This is a genomic window from Prosthecobacter sp. Pr1, assembly GCF_057652315.1.
In genome coordinates this window covers 71325-85881 of the sequence record NZ_JBYFBS010000018.1, presented here as the reverse complement: position 1 = coordinate 85881, position 14557 = coordinate 71325, and the positions used below count along the sequence as shown (strand labels likewise).

Annotated in this window: 12 protein-coding genes; 7 read left to right on the top strand and 5 right to left on the bottom strand. The window is 61.4% G+C overall.

Going from position 1 to position 14557, the window contains the following annotated elements:
* Window positions 1–44: 44 nt before the first annotated feature.
* The 5 genes from AC24GY_RS23270 (at window position 45) to AC24GY_RS23250 (ending at window position 7555) form a co-directional block, all read left to right on the top strand.
* The gene (locus tag AC24GY_RS23270; protein ID WP_487687932.1) at window positions 45–758 is read left to right on the top strand and encodes a DUF58 domain-containing protein; all 714 of its coding nucleotides are present in this window, start codon (window positions 45–47) and stop codon (window positions 756–758) included.
* Window positions 755–2524, top strand: a complete 1770-nt coding sequence (locus AC24GY_RS23265) for a BatA domain-containing protein (RefSeq protein ID WP_487687764.1) — start codon at window positions 755–757, stop codon at window positions 2522–2524. The genes AC24GY_RS23270 and AC24GY_RS23265 overlap by 4 nt, the downstream gene beginning before the upstream one ends.
* A gap of 130 nt (window positions 2525–2654) precedes the next feature.
* Window positions 2655–5369 carry a VWA domain-containing protein gene (locus AC24GY_RS23260; RefSeq protein WP_487687762.1) on the top strand — a complete coding sequence of 905 codons (2715 nt, stop codon included), beginning with the start codon at window positions 2655–2657 and terminating at the stop codon, window positions 5367–5369.
* A gap of 151 nt (window positions 5370–5520) precedes the next feature.
* The gene (locus AC24GY_RS23255) at window positions 5521–6882 is read left to right on the top strand and encodes a Gfo/Idh/MocA family protein (RefSeq protein ID WP_487687759.1); all 1362 of its coding nucleotides are present in this window, start codon (window positions 5521–5523) and stop codon (window positions 6880–6882) included.
* 109 nt (window positions 6883–6991) lie between these two features.
* Window positions 6992–7555 (top strand): YqgE/AlgH family protein, encoded by a 564-nt coding sequence (locus tag AC24GY_RS23250; RefSeq protein WP_461527618.1) that lies wholly within the window; start codon window positions 6992–6994, stop codon window positions 7553–7555.
* A 1-nt stretch (window position 7556) separates the two neighbouring features.
* Here AC24GY_RS23250 and AC24GY_RS23245 read toward each other — a convergent pair whose 3' ends face one another.
* Genes AC24GY_RS23245 through AC24GY_RS23235 form a run of 3 tightly spaced genes read right to left on the bottom strand, consistent with a single transcriptional unit; the run spans window position 7557 to window position 11301 of the window.
* Window positions 7557–10397, bottom strand: coding sequence for a hypothetical protein (locus AC24GY_RS23245; RefSeq protein WP_487687757.1), 2841 nt, complete (start codon window positions 10395–10397; stop codon window positions 7557–7559).
* Window positions 10394–10966: a hypothetical protein gene (locus AC24GY_RS23240; protein ID WP_487687755.1), complete on the bottom strand. Its 573-nt coding sequence runs from the start codon at window positions 10964–10966 to the stop codon at window positions 10394–10396. Before AC24GY_RS23240 ends, AC24GY_RS23245 begins: the two co-directional genes overlap by 4 nt.
* A gap of 44 nt (window positions 10967–11010) precedes the next feature.
* On the bottom strand, window positions 11011–11301 hold the full coding sequence (locus tag AC24GY_RS23235) for an FmdB family zinc ribbon protein (protein WP_422318841.1): 291 nt from the start codon (window positions 11299–11301) through the stop codon (window positions 11011–11013).
* A 161-nt stretch (window positions 11302–11462) separates the two neighbouring features.
* On the opposite strand from AC24GY_RS23235, the gene AC24GY_RS23230 reads away from it, so the two are divergent.
* On the top strand, window positions 11463–12323 hold the full coding sequence (locus AC24GY_RS23230) for a helix-turn-helix transcriptional regulator (protein WP_487687752.1): 861 nt from the start codon (window positions 11463–11465) through the stop codon (window positions 12321–12323).
* Here AC24GY_RS23230 and AC24GY_RS23225 read toward each other — a convergent pair.
* The gene (locus AC24GY_RS23225; protein WP_487687750.1) at window positions 12320–12721 is read right to left on the bottom strand and encodes a hypothetical protein; all 402 of its coding nucleotides are present in this window, start codon (window positions 12719–12721) and stop codon (window positions 12320–12322) included. The genes AC24GY_RS23230 and AC24GY_RS23225 overlap by 4 nt on opposite strands.
* Before the next feature lie 63 nt (window positions 12722–12784).
* Here AC24GY_RS23225 and rlmN point away from each other — a divergent pair, with 63 nt between their 5' ends.
* A complete protein-coding gene (gene rlmN / locus AC24GY_RS23220) occupies window positions 12785–13912 on the top strand; it encodes a dual-specificity RNA methyltransferase RlmN (protein WP_487687747.1) in 1128 nt (375 codons plus the stop codon).
* Between the two features lie 9 nt (window positions 13913–13921).
* Here rlmN and AC24GY_RS23215 read toward each other — a convergent pair whose 3' ends face one another.
* Window positions 13922–14527, bottom strand: coding sequence for a cyclic nucleotide-binding domain-containing protein (locus AC24GY_RS23215; RefSeq protein ID WP_487687744.1), 606 nt, complete (start codon window positions 14525–14527; stop codon window positions 13922–13924).
* Window positions 14528–14557 lie beyond the last annotated feature (30 nt).

The following is a 14557-nucleotide window of genomic DNA, read 5'->3' as shown; positions in this document are numbered from 1 at the left end:
GCGGCACCGGCGGCAGCCTCGACTTCCAGGACCATCGCCTCTACCTGCCCGGTGACGATCCACGCCAGATCAACTGGCAGGCCTACGCCCGCACCGGCACCTACTCGATGAAGCTCTATCGCGAGGAGGTGCGCCCGCTTGTCGATGTGATCCTCGATGTCTCGGCCTCCATGTTTGCCTTTGCCGCCAAGGAGCAGCGCGCGCTGGAATTGTTTGCCTACACCGTCGAGTCCGCACTGCAGTCCGGCGCCACCCTGCGCTGCTACGCCGTCGCCGGATCACAGCACCAATTGCTGGAGCCCGAGGTCATTCTCAGCGGCCAGTGGCACGCACGTGTCAGCGCCTTGATCCCCACGCAGGAAACTCCCGCGCTCAATCGTCTCCCCCTGCGTGCCGGGGCCATGCGCGTCTTCATCAGCGACCTGCTCTTTGCCACCGAACCGGAAGCCATGCTCGCCTGCCTCAGCACGCGCAGCGGTCGCGGCATCGTCTTCGCCCCGCAGGCGCAGGAGGAGGCCGATCCCGGCTGGGATGGGAACTACGAATTCATCGACCCCGAGACCGGCCTGCCGCATGAGCACCGGGTCGAAGCCGCGCTGCTGCAACGCTACGAATCAGCCTACCGCCGCCATTTTGAACTTTGGAAAGCCGCCGCCCAGAAACACGGCATCGCGCTGGCTCGTGTGTCAGCAGAGGCTGATTTTCAAAAGGCGTTGCAACTCGAAGGCCTTTCCAGTGGAGCTGTGGAAACCGCATGAATCTCACGCTCGCCAACACCTGGGGCCTGTGGGCGCTGCTCGGCATTCCGACCGTCATCGCCATTCATTTCCTCCAGCGGCGCAACCGTCGTGTTCCAGCCACCACGCTCTTCCTGCTGCAGCAGATGAAGCGCGAGAGCCGCACCGGCAGCCGCTTTGAGCGCCTGCGCACCTCCATCCCGTTCTGGCTGCAATTGCTCATGGTGCTGCTGCTCACCTGGCTGCTGGTTCAGCCCCGCTGGCTCAAACACGATGCCGTGCAGCGCATCGTCATCGTGATGGACTCCTCTGCAAGCATGCAGGCATTTCGCGAGCCCGCTGTCAAAGCAGTGGATGATGTTCTCGGCCTGCTCGAAGGGCCGCTCGCACGCGCGGAGCTCACGCTGCTTTCTTCGGATGCCGAAGCACCTAGCCTTTATCACGGCACACTGGCCGGTGAACTGCGGCAGGCGCTGGATCATTGGGAGCCCCTGCTCGGCGTGCATGATTTCACACCCGCCTTGCGCGTCGCGCGCGGACTCGTCGGGCAGCAGGGCGTCGTGGTGCTCGTCACCGATCACCCTCTGCCAGTGCCACCGCTCTTTGGCGCGCAAGTGGTATCCGTCGGGCAGGAAACCGACAACGTCGGCTGGGCCGGCGTCACCGTGGAAGAAAAAGACGGCCAGTGGGTGTGGCATGCGCTGGTGAAAAATTACAGCCGCACCGCGCAGGAGCGGCAGTGGCGTGCGCAGGCCGGTGCTGCGGAATCTCCATGGAAACCCGTCAAGCTCGGCCCCGGAGAAACCCAGACGCTCTCGGGTCCTTTCCCCACAGGTGAGATCCAGCAGATCGCGCTGCACCTCAGCGACGACGCGCTCTCACTCGACAACGACCTCCCCCTCGTGCGTCCGCAGCCCAAGGTGCTCTCACTCTGTCCGCTTGAAGGCAAAGTGCCGCTGCTCGCTGAGTTGTTCAGCCGCTACGCACACCTGCGCATGGTCGCTGTGCCCGGTGAGTCAGATCTCGTCGCCGCCGTGATGACACCAAGCTTCGCACTGCCTGAGCAGCGGCATGGCTGCTTTTTTCAAGCACCGGCAGACGAAACCGCTCCCTACCTCAAAGGCAGCATCGTCGCCGAACCCCATGCGCTCGTGGAAGGACTGAACTGGCAGGGCCTGCTGGTGCGCGAATCGAAAACCATGCCTCGGCAGTCGCAGGATCGCGTCCTCCTCTGGCAGGGCGAGCGCCCGCTCATCGTCCTGCGCATGATGCCCGCAGGCGGACGCCAGCTGATCTGCCTGTTTGACCTGGAAACCTCCAACGCCCGTAAACTCCCCGCCTTCGCCGTGCTGCTGCATCGCTTTCTCGAAGAATTGCGCACGGACAAACTCGCTCCCGAAGCCGCCAATTTCGATGTGCGTCAGCACCTCGTCGTCGCGCATCGTCAGGATGCCGAAGCCGGGCCATTGAAACTCGGAGAACAGGAAATCCCCCTCGCACAGGCCCGTCTCCTGCGCGCCCCCGCACGACCCGGCCACTTCACCGTGCGTCAGGGTGAAACGCTGCTCCTCACTGCGGCCGCACACTTTGCAGATACACGCGAAGCCGACCTCACCCAGGCAAAGCCGTTCAACGAACTCGACAAGATCAAAGCCGTGCAGATCGAAACCCTGCACGAGGCCGATCCCAACTGGCGGTTGTGGCTCCTCATCCTGCTGCTCCTGCTGTTGGGCAGTTGGTGGTTCACGAATTCCAGACGCGAAGCTCAGGAGGTGGCACGGCCATGAAACACCCGTTCATTGGCCGCAAAAAAACGCAGAAGCCGCAAAATGGGACCATGTACGGAAATCTCTCCTGTCCCTCTTTTTTGTGCCATTTTGAGTTTTTTGCGGCCATTCAAAATGAGGCCCCGACATTATGATGTTCCGCCACCCAGAATGGTTCGCGCTTCTGCCCGTGCTGCTGCTCGCAGGCTGGCTCCTGCCACGCCTCATGCTCATGCGGCCGGTGCGGCTGCTGCTCGTCGCTTTGATCACGCTGACCTTGGCACAGCCGCAATGGAGACGTCTCGCAGACGGCGTGGATCTCTGGGTCCTGCTGGACTCCTCCACCTCAGCCGAGCAGCCGATGGCCAAGGGCATGCAGGAATGGGAGAAGCTGCTCGAAAAAAGCCGGGGCCGCGAAGACCGCATCTTTTACCTCAACTATGCGGCGGAGGTGATGAAGCGCGGCGCTGAAGGCGCGGAGATGTACGCACGCAATCAAACACAAACCCGCACCGCTCAGGCCGTGACTCAGGCGCTCGCTTTTGCCCAACGTGAAGGCCGCGGTAGGCCGGCGCGCATCCTCGCCATCACCGACGGTTATTCCACCGAGCCCCTCACAGGCCTCGCCTCCAAACTCACGCAGCAGGGCGTGGAGCTGGACTACCGTCTCGCCCGTGAAATCGAGACCACCGACTACCGCGTCTCTGGCATGAAGCTCCCTGCGCGCGCGCAGTTGGGCGAACCCTTTCTGATCGAAATCGAACTGCGTGGCACCACCGATGGCAAGGTCCCCCTCACACTGCTGCGCAACGGGCGTGAACTCAAAACGAGCGAAGTGGCTGTGAAGCTCGGCAGCGGCATGATTCGTTTCACCGACCGCCTGCCCGCTGCCGGTGTGGCGCATTACGAGGCCATCATCCAGCCCGGCAAAGACGCGCATTCGGGCAACAATCGCCATGAGGCCATGATCGAGATCGCCGGCGGTCCTCGCGTTCTGCTGCTCACCAAGTACACCGCCGATCCTGTCGCAGCCACCCTGCAGCGGCAGGGCTTCACCGTCGAGACCGTCACAGAGTTGCGCTCACTGCGTCCCGGCCAGCTGGCTGGAGTGAAGTGCGTCATCTTCAACAACGTCCCTGCATTCGAACTGCCCTCCGAGTTTCTCCCGGCCATGGATTTTTATGTGCGCGAGCAGGGCGGCAGTGTCCTCATGGCCGGCGGCAAGCAGAGCTTTGCAGCCGGCGGCTACTTTGAATCTCCACTCGATCCACTGCTGCCGGTATCCCTCGAAATGAAGCAGGAGCACCGCAAGCTCATGGTGGCCATGGCCATCGTCATGGACCGCAGCGGCTCCATGGGCATGACCGTGCAGAACGGCTTCACCAAAATGCAGCTCGCCGACGAAGGCGCAGCGAATGCCATCCGCTTCCTCGGTCCGCAGGATCTGCTCGCCGTCTATGCCGTGGACAGCGAGGCCCATGAAATGGTGCCGCTCCAGCAGGTGGGTCCCAACCGCGAAAAAATGGAGAGCGCCGTGCGCCGCATCGAAAGCACCGGCGGGGGCATCTATGTTTACAACGGCCTCAAAGCCGCATGGGATCAGCTCAAATCCGCGCCCGTCGGCCAGCGCCACATCATTCTCTTCTCAGACGCCGCCGACTCCGAGCAGCCGGACGATTACCAGATCTTGATCGATGACATCACCAAGAACGGCGGCACCGTCAGTGTCATCGCCCTCGGCACCCGCAAGGATGTGGACGCCTGGCTGCTCGATGACATCGCCAAGCGCGGCAAAGGCCGCATCTTTTACACCGACAAAGCGGAGGAGCTGCCGAGCATCTTCAGCCAGGAAACCGTCGCCGTGGCACGCAGCGCCTTCATCATGGAACCCGTCGGCACCAAGGCGGCAGGCGGCTGGTTTGAGATCAGCAGCCAGACGTTCGATTGGCCCAAGGAGGTGGATGGCTTCAACCTCAGCTACCTGCGTGAATGGGCCAGCCAGGCGCTCATCACGCAGGATGAATACGCCGCACCGCTCGTCGCCTTCGGTCCGCGTGGCACCGGCCGCACGGCCGCCGTCAGCTTTCCCCTCGGCGGCGAGCACTCCCAGCGTGTGCGCGACTGGCCCAAATACGGCGATTTTCTGCAAACGCAGGTGCGCTGGCTCATGGGCGAAACCGTGCCGCCCGGCATCGGCGTGCGGCACCGCATTGATGGCAATACCCTCACTTTGGATCTGCTCTACGACGAGGAATGGGAGCCCAAACTGCGCACCAAAGCGCCGCGTGTCGTGCTCGCACATGGCCTGCGCGCCGAAGGCTCGCATGAGCTCGCTTGGGAGCGTGTCGCCCCCGGCCATTTCCAGACCAGCACCGAACTCCCCGAAGGTGAAATGGTGCGCGGCGCCGTTCAGGTAGGTGGTCAGGCCATCAGCTTCGGTCCCGCCATTGTCGGCACCAGCACCGAGTGGGCCTTCGATGAGTCACGCGTGGAGGAACTGCGCCGCGTGTCCCAAACCAGCGGCGGTCGTGAGCTGCTGGAAATGAGCCAGGCCTGGCGCAGCCCCACCATTCCCCGCTTCACCGATCTCGGTCTATATCTGCTCATCACCACGCTGCTCCTCCTGCTGTTCGAAGCCTTCGTCACACGCACCGGTTGGAAGCTGCCCCAATGGGCCCGTGCCGAGGCCCGGCAGCGGCCCAAAGTCGTCAAACCCACCCGCGAGACCGTGCAGCATCAGCAGCGCCTGCAGCAAACGCCGCAGCCTGAAGCGCCCCAAACCACTTCAGTGGCGTCGGAAACAAAACCCGAACCCATCACTGATGCCGAGCGCCAGAGCCGTTTTCAGCGTGCGAAGAAACGCTGAGGTGGCGGAGAAGGGTCGGATGAAAGCTTGAGTGCTCTGATCCAGATTCTTTTCCAACGGCTCATGATACTAAACTGCCGTTCTTTGTCTTTGGAGACAAAGAATCAGGCGTGGCAGCGTACGTTGGAGTGACTCCAATCCATCGAAGATCATGCCCACCTCTCGCCGCTCCTTCCTCAAAAACTCCACGCTCGCCTCAGCCGCTGTCGCCTTTCCGGCCTTCGTCCGTGGGCAGAACCTCAACAGCAAGCTCCAGGTCGCCTGCGTCGGCGTCAATGGCATGGGTTACAGCGATCTTCACAATGTGGGCTCTCATGCCGCCGTAAAATTCGTCGGCTTCTGCGATGTGGATGCCAATCGCTTCGACAAGGCGGACGCCGAGTTCCCCGGCGTGAAGCATTTCTCCGACTATCGCGAAATGTTCAGCACCCTGGGCGATGGCTTCGATGCCGTCACCGTGGGCATCCCCGATCACATGCATGCCCCTGTGGCCGTGGCTGCCATGCAGAAGGGCAAGCATATCTATTGCCAGAAGCCCCTCGCTCACACCGTCTGGGAGGCACGTCAGATGAAGCTGTGGGCAGAGAAGAAGAATCTCACCACCCAGATGGGCAATCAGATCCACTCCTCCATTGAGTACCGCATGGGCACACGCCTCATCAAGGAAGGCGCAATCGGCAAAATCAAAGAAGTCTACTCATGGGTCGGCGTCACGGGCAATGAGCGCACCCGCATGTTCCAGCCGCCGCCCCCCGCTCAGGCACCGGCCAATTTGAACTGGGACCTCTGGATCGGCGCGGCTCCGATGCGTGACTACGCACCCGCCTACCATCCCTTCATCTGGCGCGACTGGCAGGACTTCGGCGGCGGCGGCCTCGGCGACTTCGGCTGCCACATCATGGACCCCGTCTTCACCGCGCTCGATCTCACAGCGCCCATCAGTGTCCACGCCAAAAACAGCGGCATCAACAACCAGATCTGGCCCACGCACGAGACCATCAACTACGTCTTCCCCGGCACCGAATACACCGCTGGCAAGACGATGAAGCTCACCTGGATGGATGGCGGTCTGAAACCCAGCCACAAGCTCGCGCAGATGCCCGGAGACGTGGATCTTCCCGCCAGCGGTTCCATCTTCATCGGCGAAGGCGGCACCATGGTGCTCGCCCACGTGGCCGGCCCGCGCCTCTACCCGCTCGACAAGTTCACCGGCTTCAAATATCCCAAGGAGGAAGGCCGCAGCCACTGGCACACCTGGGTGGATGCCTGCCTCGCCAGCAAAAAGACCAGCGATGGTTTCCACTACGCCGGCCCGCTCGCGGAAACCGTTCAGCTTGGCAACGTGGCCACACGCCTCGCCATTCCGAAGATCGACCCCATCACGGGCCGCATGGAGGAGGCAAACAAGGTGCTGGAATGGGACGCCGCCAATCTGAAATTCACCAACGCCCCCGAGGCTGACAAGCTGCTCACGAAAACCTACCGCAAGGGTTTCGAAGTAGCCGCTGCGTAAGCATCCGGATGCTCTGATCTCAACAGACGCGCGCTGAACTTAAAATTCAGCGCGCGTTTTTTTTGATGGCAATTGAGTGACTGGCGTAGTTATTGCGTCAGACATCGATATGAATTCGGAACACACCAACGAATCATCGTCTTCCCTCAGCGGAAGCCTCCTGCTCGCCTCACCGGCCATGCGCGACTCCAACTTTGCCCGCTCCGTGGTCTTCATGGCGGCGCACAACGCGAAGGACGGGGCCTTTGGCTACATCCTGAACCGGCCGCTGGAGCAATGCGTCGCTGATCTCCTGCCAGATCAGGATCTAGGCCCGCTCGGTGAGGTTCCCGTCTTCATGGGCGGCCCGGTTTCCACCGACAAGCTCGCCTTTGCCGCGCTGCACTGGAACAAGCGCCGCCGCACCCTGCGCTGCCAGACACACCTGTCAGTGACTGACGCCCTGCATGCGCTCAGCCTCGGCCATGACGTGCGCGGCTTCGTCGGCTACTCCGGCTGGAGCGGCGGCCAGCTCGAAAGCGAGCTCGAAGTCCGTTCCTGGATCACCACCACCGCACGTCCGCTGGTGCTCACCGTCGAAAAACCGACCCAGATGTGGTCCGCCATCCTCAAGGACATGGGTCCGGTCTACCAAGTCATGGCCGGCATGCCTGAAGATGTGAGTCTGAATTGACCTACTTCGTAAACTCCTTGTCGATCGCATCCAGATACTTCGAGATCGGATCGGTGCGCGGCGGGAGTTCTTTCTTGATGGTGTCGGGCAGATTCAGGAAGTCGTCAAACTTGCCTGACAAACGACCGCTTTCACTGGCTTCAAACCAGTCAAGGTAGTCGCGCACAGCGATGGACTTCTGATACGCGACGAGCGCAAATTCATGCAGCGCGGCCAGGCGCTTGTCCATGTCCTTGGTTCTCCCGGCTTCAATGTCATGCACTGCCACCAGATAGCCTCGGATCACAGGACGGAACAGGATGCTGACACGCAGCTCCAAGGCACGCAGTGAGGCGGTGTTGTAGGCCAGTATCTTGGCGCGGTCCGGGTGCTTCAGAATGTGCTGGTACTCTTCCAGCGGCAAACTCACCGGCACCAGGGTGGTCGAGGCGTCAGCGTTGGCTGCAGTGGCTGCGGCCACGACTTTCATCTGTTCGGGCGGCAGGGGTCTGGCGTTTGGATTGCTGGTCTGCGGTTTGTCCGCAGGATTGGCAGATGATTTGGAGGCCGGTTTAGAATTGGGATTGGTCGTGCGCGGCTTGCTGCTTTTCTTGACGGGCGGTCTGTCATCCTCCGTTTTCGGGGCAGGCGCTTCCTCTTTGGGGGCTTCTTCGGCCTTGGGCTTGCGTTTGCGGAAATCAAACAGCGGCTCCGCAGTCGGACGCGCAGCGGCAGGTGCGAGCATCTGCCACGCATCCGCCATCAGGGGCGAGATCAGTCGTGCGACATCGAAAGTGTCAGGCGGTGTGAGAAATGCCTCCTTCTCCTTGGCGGGTGTCTCCTCTTTCTTCTCCTCAGTTTTCTTGCCGCCACGAAACCAGTTCATGGGATTGAGCTTGGTGGGCTTCTTCTCCTCTTTGGGCTCTTCCTTGGCTTCCGGTTCTTTTTTGACAGGTGTCTTCGGTTTTTCGATGGCTGCAGCCTTCTCTTTTTCGGCCGTCTTTTTCTCTGCAGGCGCGGGTTTGTCCTCAGGCTTCTTTTCGCCACCGCCTGCACCGAAGAGACGCCCCATGAAGCCAGGCTTCTTCTCCTCTTCTGCCTTCGTCTCCTTTTCGACAGCAGCAGGAGATTCAGCCGGCTTCGCAGCGACCTTGGCTGTGCTCTCTTTGACGCTCGGCTCATCCTGCACCTTTTTCTCGTCACTGCCCGCACCGAAGAGACGCCCCATGAATCCGGGCTTCTTTTCCTCTTCCGCCTTCTTCTCTTTTTCGTCTGAGGCAGGAGTTTCAGCCGGCTTGGCAGCCACCTTGGCTGTGGTCTCCTTCACGCTTGGCTCATCCTGCGTCTTCTTATCGTCACTGCCCGCACCAAAGAGGCGGCCCATGAACCCAGGTTTCTTTTCTTCCTCAGTCGGCTGTTCTTTGTCCTCGGAGGTCTTGGCCGGTTTGTCACCATCCTTGGCTTCGCCTTCTTTTTCTTTGGCATCTCCCAGGAAAAGCATGCGCCGGAGGAGACTGCGTTTCGCTTTGGGATCTTCTTCACCCGGCTCGTCCTTGGCTTCGGCGGTGGCTTCTTTGGTCTTGGGCTTGGCCGGCGCCGCAGCCGTGTGGGGTTCCGGATGGGATTCGCTAGATGGGATGACTGCCAACGGTGCCGGGATGACAAACGGGTGCAGCTTCACATTCTTCGGGACGGCGGAGGGAAGTGCTTCGTAGTGAATGGTGATCGCTTCCTCGATGGCCTTGAGACTCTCAGACGCAGTGAGGGGTTCGCCGACACCGGGATTAGCCAGCGCGGCAAGCTGCAATGACCACCACTTGTTCAGACTTGAGGCCGAGGCGGCAAAGTTTGGAAAGGCGGCACTGAGCAGTTCACGTTCGGAGCGCGGGTCGCTCGCCAGGGAATTGAGAAACTTGTTCAGGCTCTGGGGTCCGCTGGGCTGATCCACGAGCGCCAGCACCAGGGCACAGCAGGAGGTCTCGTAAATCGTGCGGGACAGGTTGTCCATCTCCACCGGAGAGGCTTCGATGATCTCCTCGATGCCATAGATCTTGCCGCTGCGGAACAGCGTCGCAAACATCGCGCTGGGCGTTGGGCTGGCACGGAAGTCCAGCGCGTGCAGCACGCCGGTCATGATCCAGTCAGGCAGCAGCAGCCGTTCTTTCGGCGTCTCGATCTTCTGATGATTGCGCAGGATGCGCTCGGCCAGCAGCGCACGCACCAGCTCCTTGCGCAGATCCTCCGCTTTGAGACCAGGCCCTTCATTGATCGTCACCTGCAGGTGAAAGCCGCCGAAGCTAAGCTCGGAAATGGTGGTGCTGATGGGCGGTCCTTTTGATTTCGCCGCCTCCTCACCCGTGTTCAGCAGCACGACGATCGGCAGCACCCACGGCTCCTTGTCATTGAGCACCTTGCGCACTTCCTGGGAAACTTCCTCACAGCGCGTGGACATCGCGCTGCGAGTCTCAAACACTTTCCCATGCACGATGAACTGCCGGCTCGTGCTGGTGGAACTGGTGACCGGGAGCTTGTCCGCAGGAGTTCCCACGCGCGGCACTTCTTTGACCGCAGGCTGCTGGGTGACGGCTTCCAGCACCTGCATTTTGCTGGCGGAATTATCAGATGCCGCCGGAGCTGCGGGTGTCTCCGCCGCAGGTTTGGCAGGAACTCCATTCTGCAACTGGCCTGGCTGAGGCGGGGCCGGGGGCACAGCAGTCTTCGGTGCCTCAATGGCAGCCGCAGCTTCCTTTTGCTCCTTCGTGAGCGCTGGGACTGGCGGCGCGGCGGTCTGCCCCACCGCAAGCAGTGTGGCGCAGGCATACGAGAGCACGCTCGCAAGGGCGGTTGAAAAACGGCGGTTCATGCGGGAGGGAAACGGGGATCGAGCACGAGCTTGTCCTTGGCGATGGTGATCTGAGTCATTTGAAACAAGGCTCGAATTTCCGGGTCCAGCGCCTCAGCCAGCGCCTCGAGGGACGGGTAGAGCGGCCGCATCATGCCACGTGGCATTTGCAGATGGCCGTAAGCACCACGCAGCACATCCACGCGAAAGTTTTTATCGTCACGACTGATGGCCAGATCAACACTCGCCGTGTGGGTGTAGCCCTTGAGCTTCCAGATGACGAACAAGCGGGCTCTGTCAGGTTCCAGATCAATTCGTGCGCCTTCAAAACTGACCCAGCTGCCAAGCATGCTCGGGATTTTCCCTGACAGCGTCGTGGCCAGATGCCGGTTGATTTCAGCCTCGCTGATCTCCACCACCGCTGCACGTTTGATCGTCGTCTGGCGCAGGCTGTCCAGCAGGTCATCCGTCTTGGCATTGCTTGGCGCGGCGACATTGGGCAGATCGGCCGGTCGGTAAGCCACCCAGGTGGCTCCGGCCAGCAGGCTGATCCCAAGCAGCCGCAAAGTCTGAAACAGGTGGCGAATCACGGCGGCAGGGGTGGGGGGTAAATGCAGGCTTGGGTCTAGGCGCCCTAGGTCTTGGCAGGTGCCGGCGGAGTGGCAGCCGGAGCCGGTGTCGAACTCGTGGAGGCTGAGGCGCTTTCAGAATCCTTCTTCGCCGCCGCTTTGTACGAATCACTGCGGTAGTCCGTGATGTAAAAGCCGTTGCCTTTGAAGATGAAACCTGAGCCCAGTCCAATCAGGCGCTTCACCGGACCTGGGCAGCCCTCTTTCGGGCAGTCCGTGAGATGCGGATCCTTCATCGACTGTTTGGCCTCAAACTTGTGGCCGCACGTCTGGCATTCGTAATCGTAAGTGGGCATGGTGTGTGGGTAAGTGCGTGCGCGGGGGTAATTAAGTGCGCAGCGGGGGATTAAGTATGCCGCTTTGCACCCTCTGCTGCAAAAGGATTTTCCCCCTCCGTGGGGTTCCGGACGCAATTCAATGCTCGACACCCGCGTGCTGCTGAATGTATTATCCGGCCATGGCTGCGCTGTTCCAGGAAACCGTCTTCATGACGAATCTTTACGCCACACCCGCTGACTGGCAGCGTGATTTGTTTTATTCCGTGGTGCGTGCGGGCCATTTGAAGGCGGGTTTCGAGCACCGCATCGAGCGTGAAACCTACCCCGGTCATGAGCTGATCCTCTGCCTCAGAGGCTGCGGCTGGGTTCAGATCGCAGGCAAACGGCATGCCGTCGGACCCGGTGCGCTGCTATGGGTGAACTGCCATCACCCGCACATCTACGGTGCCGCAAAAAAAGATCCGTGGGAGCTCTACTGGATGCGCATCGAAGGCAGATCCCTGGACCGCATCGCCGAACTCCTCCAAGTGCGCTCGCAGCCCGTTCTCGAAGGCATCAATGAGCAGGCAGTGAAGCAGGAGTTTGAGCGCGCCTTCCAGTACATGAGCGGCACCCGCCCCAGCGATGCCGCACTCGCCAGCGCCGCCGTCGCCTCCATCATCGGCCTCGCATTCCACGTGCGCCTCTCGGAGCCGGGCCTCGTGCAGCCCGAGCTCCCCTCCGCCGTCTCCAAGGCGCTGGAGCGCATGCGCCTCTACTTCCATCTGCCCATGCGCGTGATCGAGCTCGCCCAGCTCAGCGGCATGAGCGAAAGCCACTTCAGCCGCCAGTTCAAATCGGCCATCGGCACCAGCCCCATCGACTGGCTCCGGCGTGAGCGCATCAATCAGGCCAAGCGCCGCCTCATTGAATCCGACGATCCCGTCAAAGAAATCGCCCGCCAGGTCGGCTACCACGATCAGTTCTTCTTCTCCAAGGACTTCAAGAAAATGACCAAGCTCACCCCCACGCAGTTCCGCGAGCAGGAAAAGCAGCCCTAACCCACCAGAGTCTTCGGCTTCATCCGCTGCTCCACCCACGCATGCGTGCGGCGGAAAATAAAGTCCAGCAGCAGCGCCAGCATCGCGCCTGCAAACGCCCCGCCGATCCCGCCATACACGGCGATCATCCAGCTCTCGTCCACGTGCTCCAGCACTGACCGCCCCACCCAGGCAGTGACAGCTCCGGCGGGAATGCCCGCCAGAATCCCGCATTGCAGCAGCAGCGCCCGCACCGCCGTGGCAGGCCGCTTCGTAAAGAAACCCAGCGCCACCGAACTGGACACCACCCCCAGCACCGCCAGCCCCGCTGCAATCGCGCAGGCAAACAAACCAATGCCGATGCCCGCGCCGACAAGGACGACCATGACGAGCAGCATGATGAGGCCGGGAATTCCCATGGCAGCAGCATCAAACCCAAATCTCGAATTTCAAATGCTCATTTCATCGCCACTGTTGCACGTATGATCACCCCCCCCGCACCCCAGGGACTCCTCGGCATGAAGCCGGAGGAGATCGCTGCCGTGTTCGCAGAGCTGGGCCAGCCCGCTTTCCGTGCCAAACAGCTCGTCGAGTGGGTCTTCGCCAAACGCGCCGCCACCTTCGAGGAGATGACCAATCTCCCCAAAGCCACCCGCGAAGCCCTCGCCACCCGCTTCGTCACGCGCACGATGACCATCGCCAAAGTTGCCGGCTCCAGCGACACCACGCGCAAATTCCTCCTCAAGCTCCACGACGGCCGCTACGTCGAAACCGTGCTCATCCCGGCCAATCCCGCCCTCTACGGCGGCAGTTCGGATCGCCGCACCCTCTGCGTCTCCAGCCAGGTCGGCTGTGCCTACGACTGCAAATTCTGCGCCAGCGGCCTCGCCGGTTTCGCCCGCAATCTGACCGCTGCGGAAATCGTCGAGCAGATCGTGCAGGTGGAAGCCTATGCCGGAGAACGCGTGGACAATCTCGTCTTCATGGGCATGGGAGAGCCCCTCGCCAATTACTCGAACGTCACCAAGGCCATCGAGATCTTGAACGCCGAATGGGGCATCGGCATCGGCGCACGCCACATGACCGTCAGCACCAGCGGCCTCGCCCCCCAGATCAAAAAACTCGCCGATTTCCCCCTGCAGATCCGCCTCGCCATCTCGCTCCACGGCGCCACCGATGAAGTGCGTGAGAAAATCATGCCCGTGAACCGCAAGCACAATCTCGGCGAGCTCTTTGAAGCGCTCGACTACTGGAACCAGAAGCGGAAGCAGTTCCTCACCTTCGAGTTCATCCTCATCGCCGACGTGAACGACAGCCTCCAGCAGGCCCACGCCCTGGCCAAACGTGCCCGCAGCGCCAATGCCAAGGTCAATCTGATCCCCTACAACACCGTCGATGGCCTGGACTGGGTGCGCCCCAGCGAAGCCAGCCAGGATGCCTTCCTCGCAGTGCTCACGAATGCTGGCGTCACCGCCACCCTCCGCCGTGAAAAGGGCCACGACATCGCCGCCGCCTGCGGTCAGCTCCGGCTGAAACAGGAAACCGAACTCGGCATCATCGAATCCCCGATCCCCGCCAAACGCATCACGATTGGCGGCGGAGCGGACTGATCCGACGGACTACCTCACCCGCGCCGGTTTCCTCACCACCTTGGCAGGCGCACGTTTCACCGGTCGCTTAAGCTTCGGCGCAGTCGCCGGTTTGGCCGCAGCTGGCTTCGCGCCAGCCTTGGCTTCCTTCAGCTCGCGCAGTTCCTTCTCGACCTCTGCCAGACGGCGCGAAGTGGCCTCCAGCTTGCGCACAACAAGACGCGCGACGAATTCATAAAGCGCCGCATGGAAATCCGGGTCTTCCTCGCGCGGATGGATGTCCTGCAGGAATTTCTGATCCACCGCGAGGCACACCGCCTTCGTGGACGCGATGACGGACGCGAGACGCTTGTCATGGTTCACGAGCGCCAGCTCGCCGAAAACTTCCCCAATACGGGTGATGGCAGCCACTTTCTTGGTGCCGACCCGCACCTCAAGCTCACCGCTGAGCAGGACGTAGATGCGGGAGTCGATGCTTCCCTCCTTGATGATGTGATCGCCCGGCTCGCATTGCAGCAAGCTGCTGGAATTCAACACATCATCAAGCTGGTCATCGCTAAAACTGGCGAGAGCAGGCACCGCGCGCAAAGGCGACGGGCTGTTTTTCTCGTCATGGATGTAAGCAAACTCTTTCATGGAATTCGCCCGGATTCTGTCAGGAGGAAG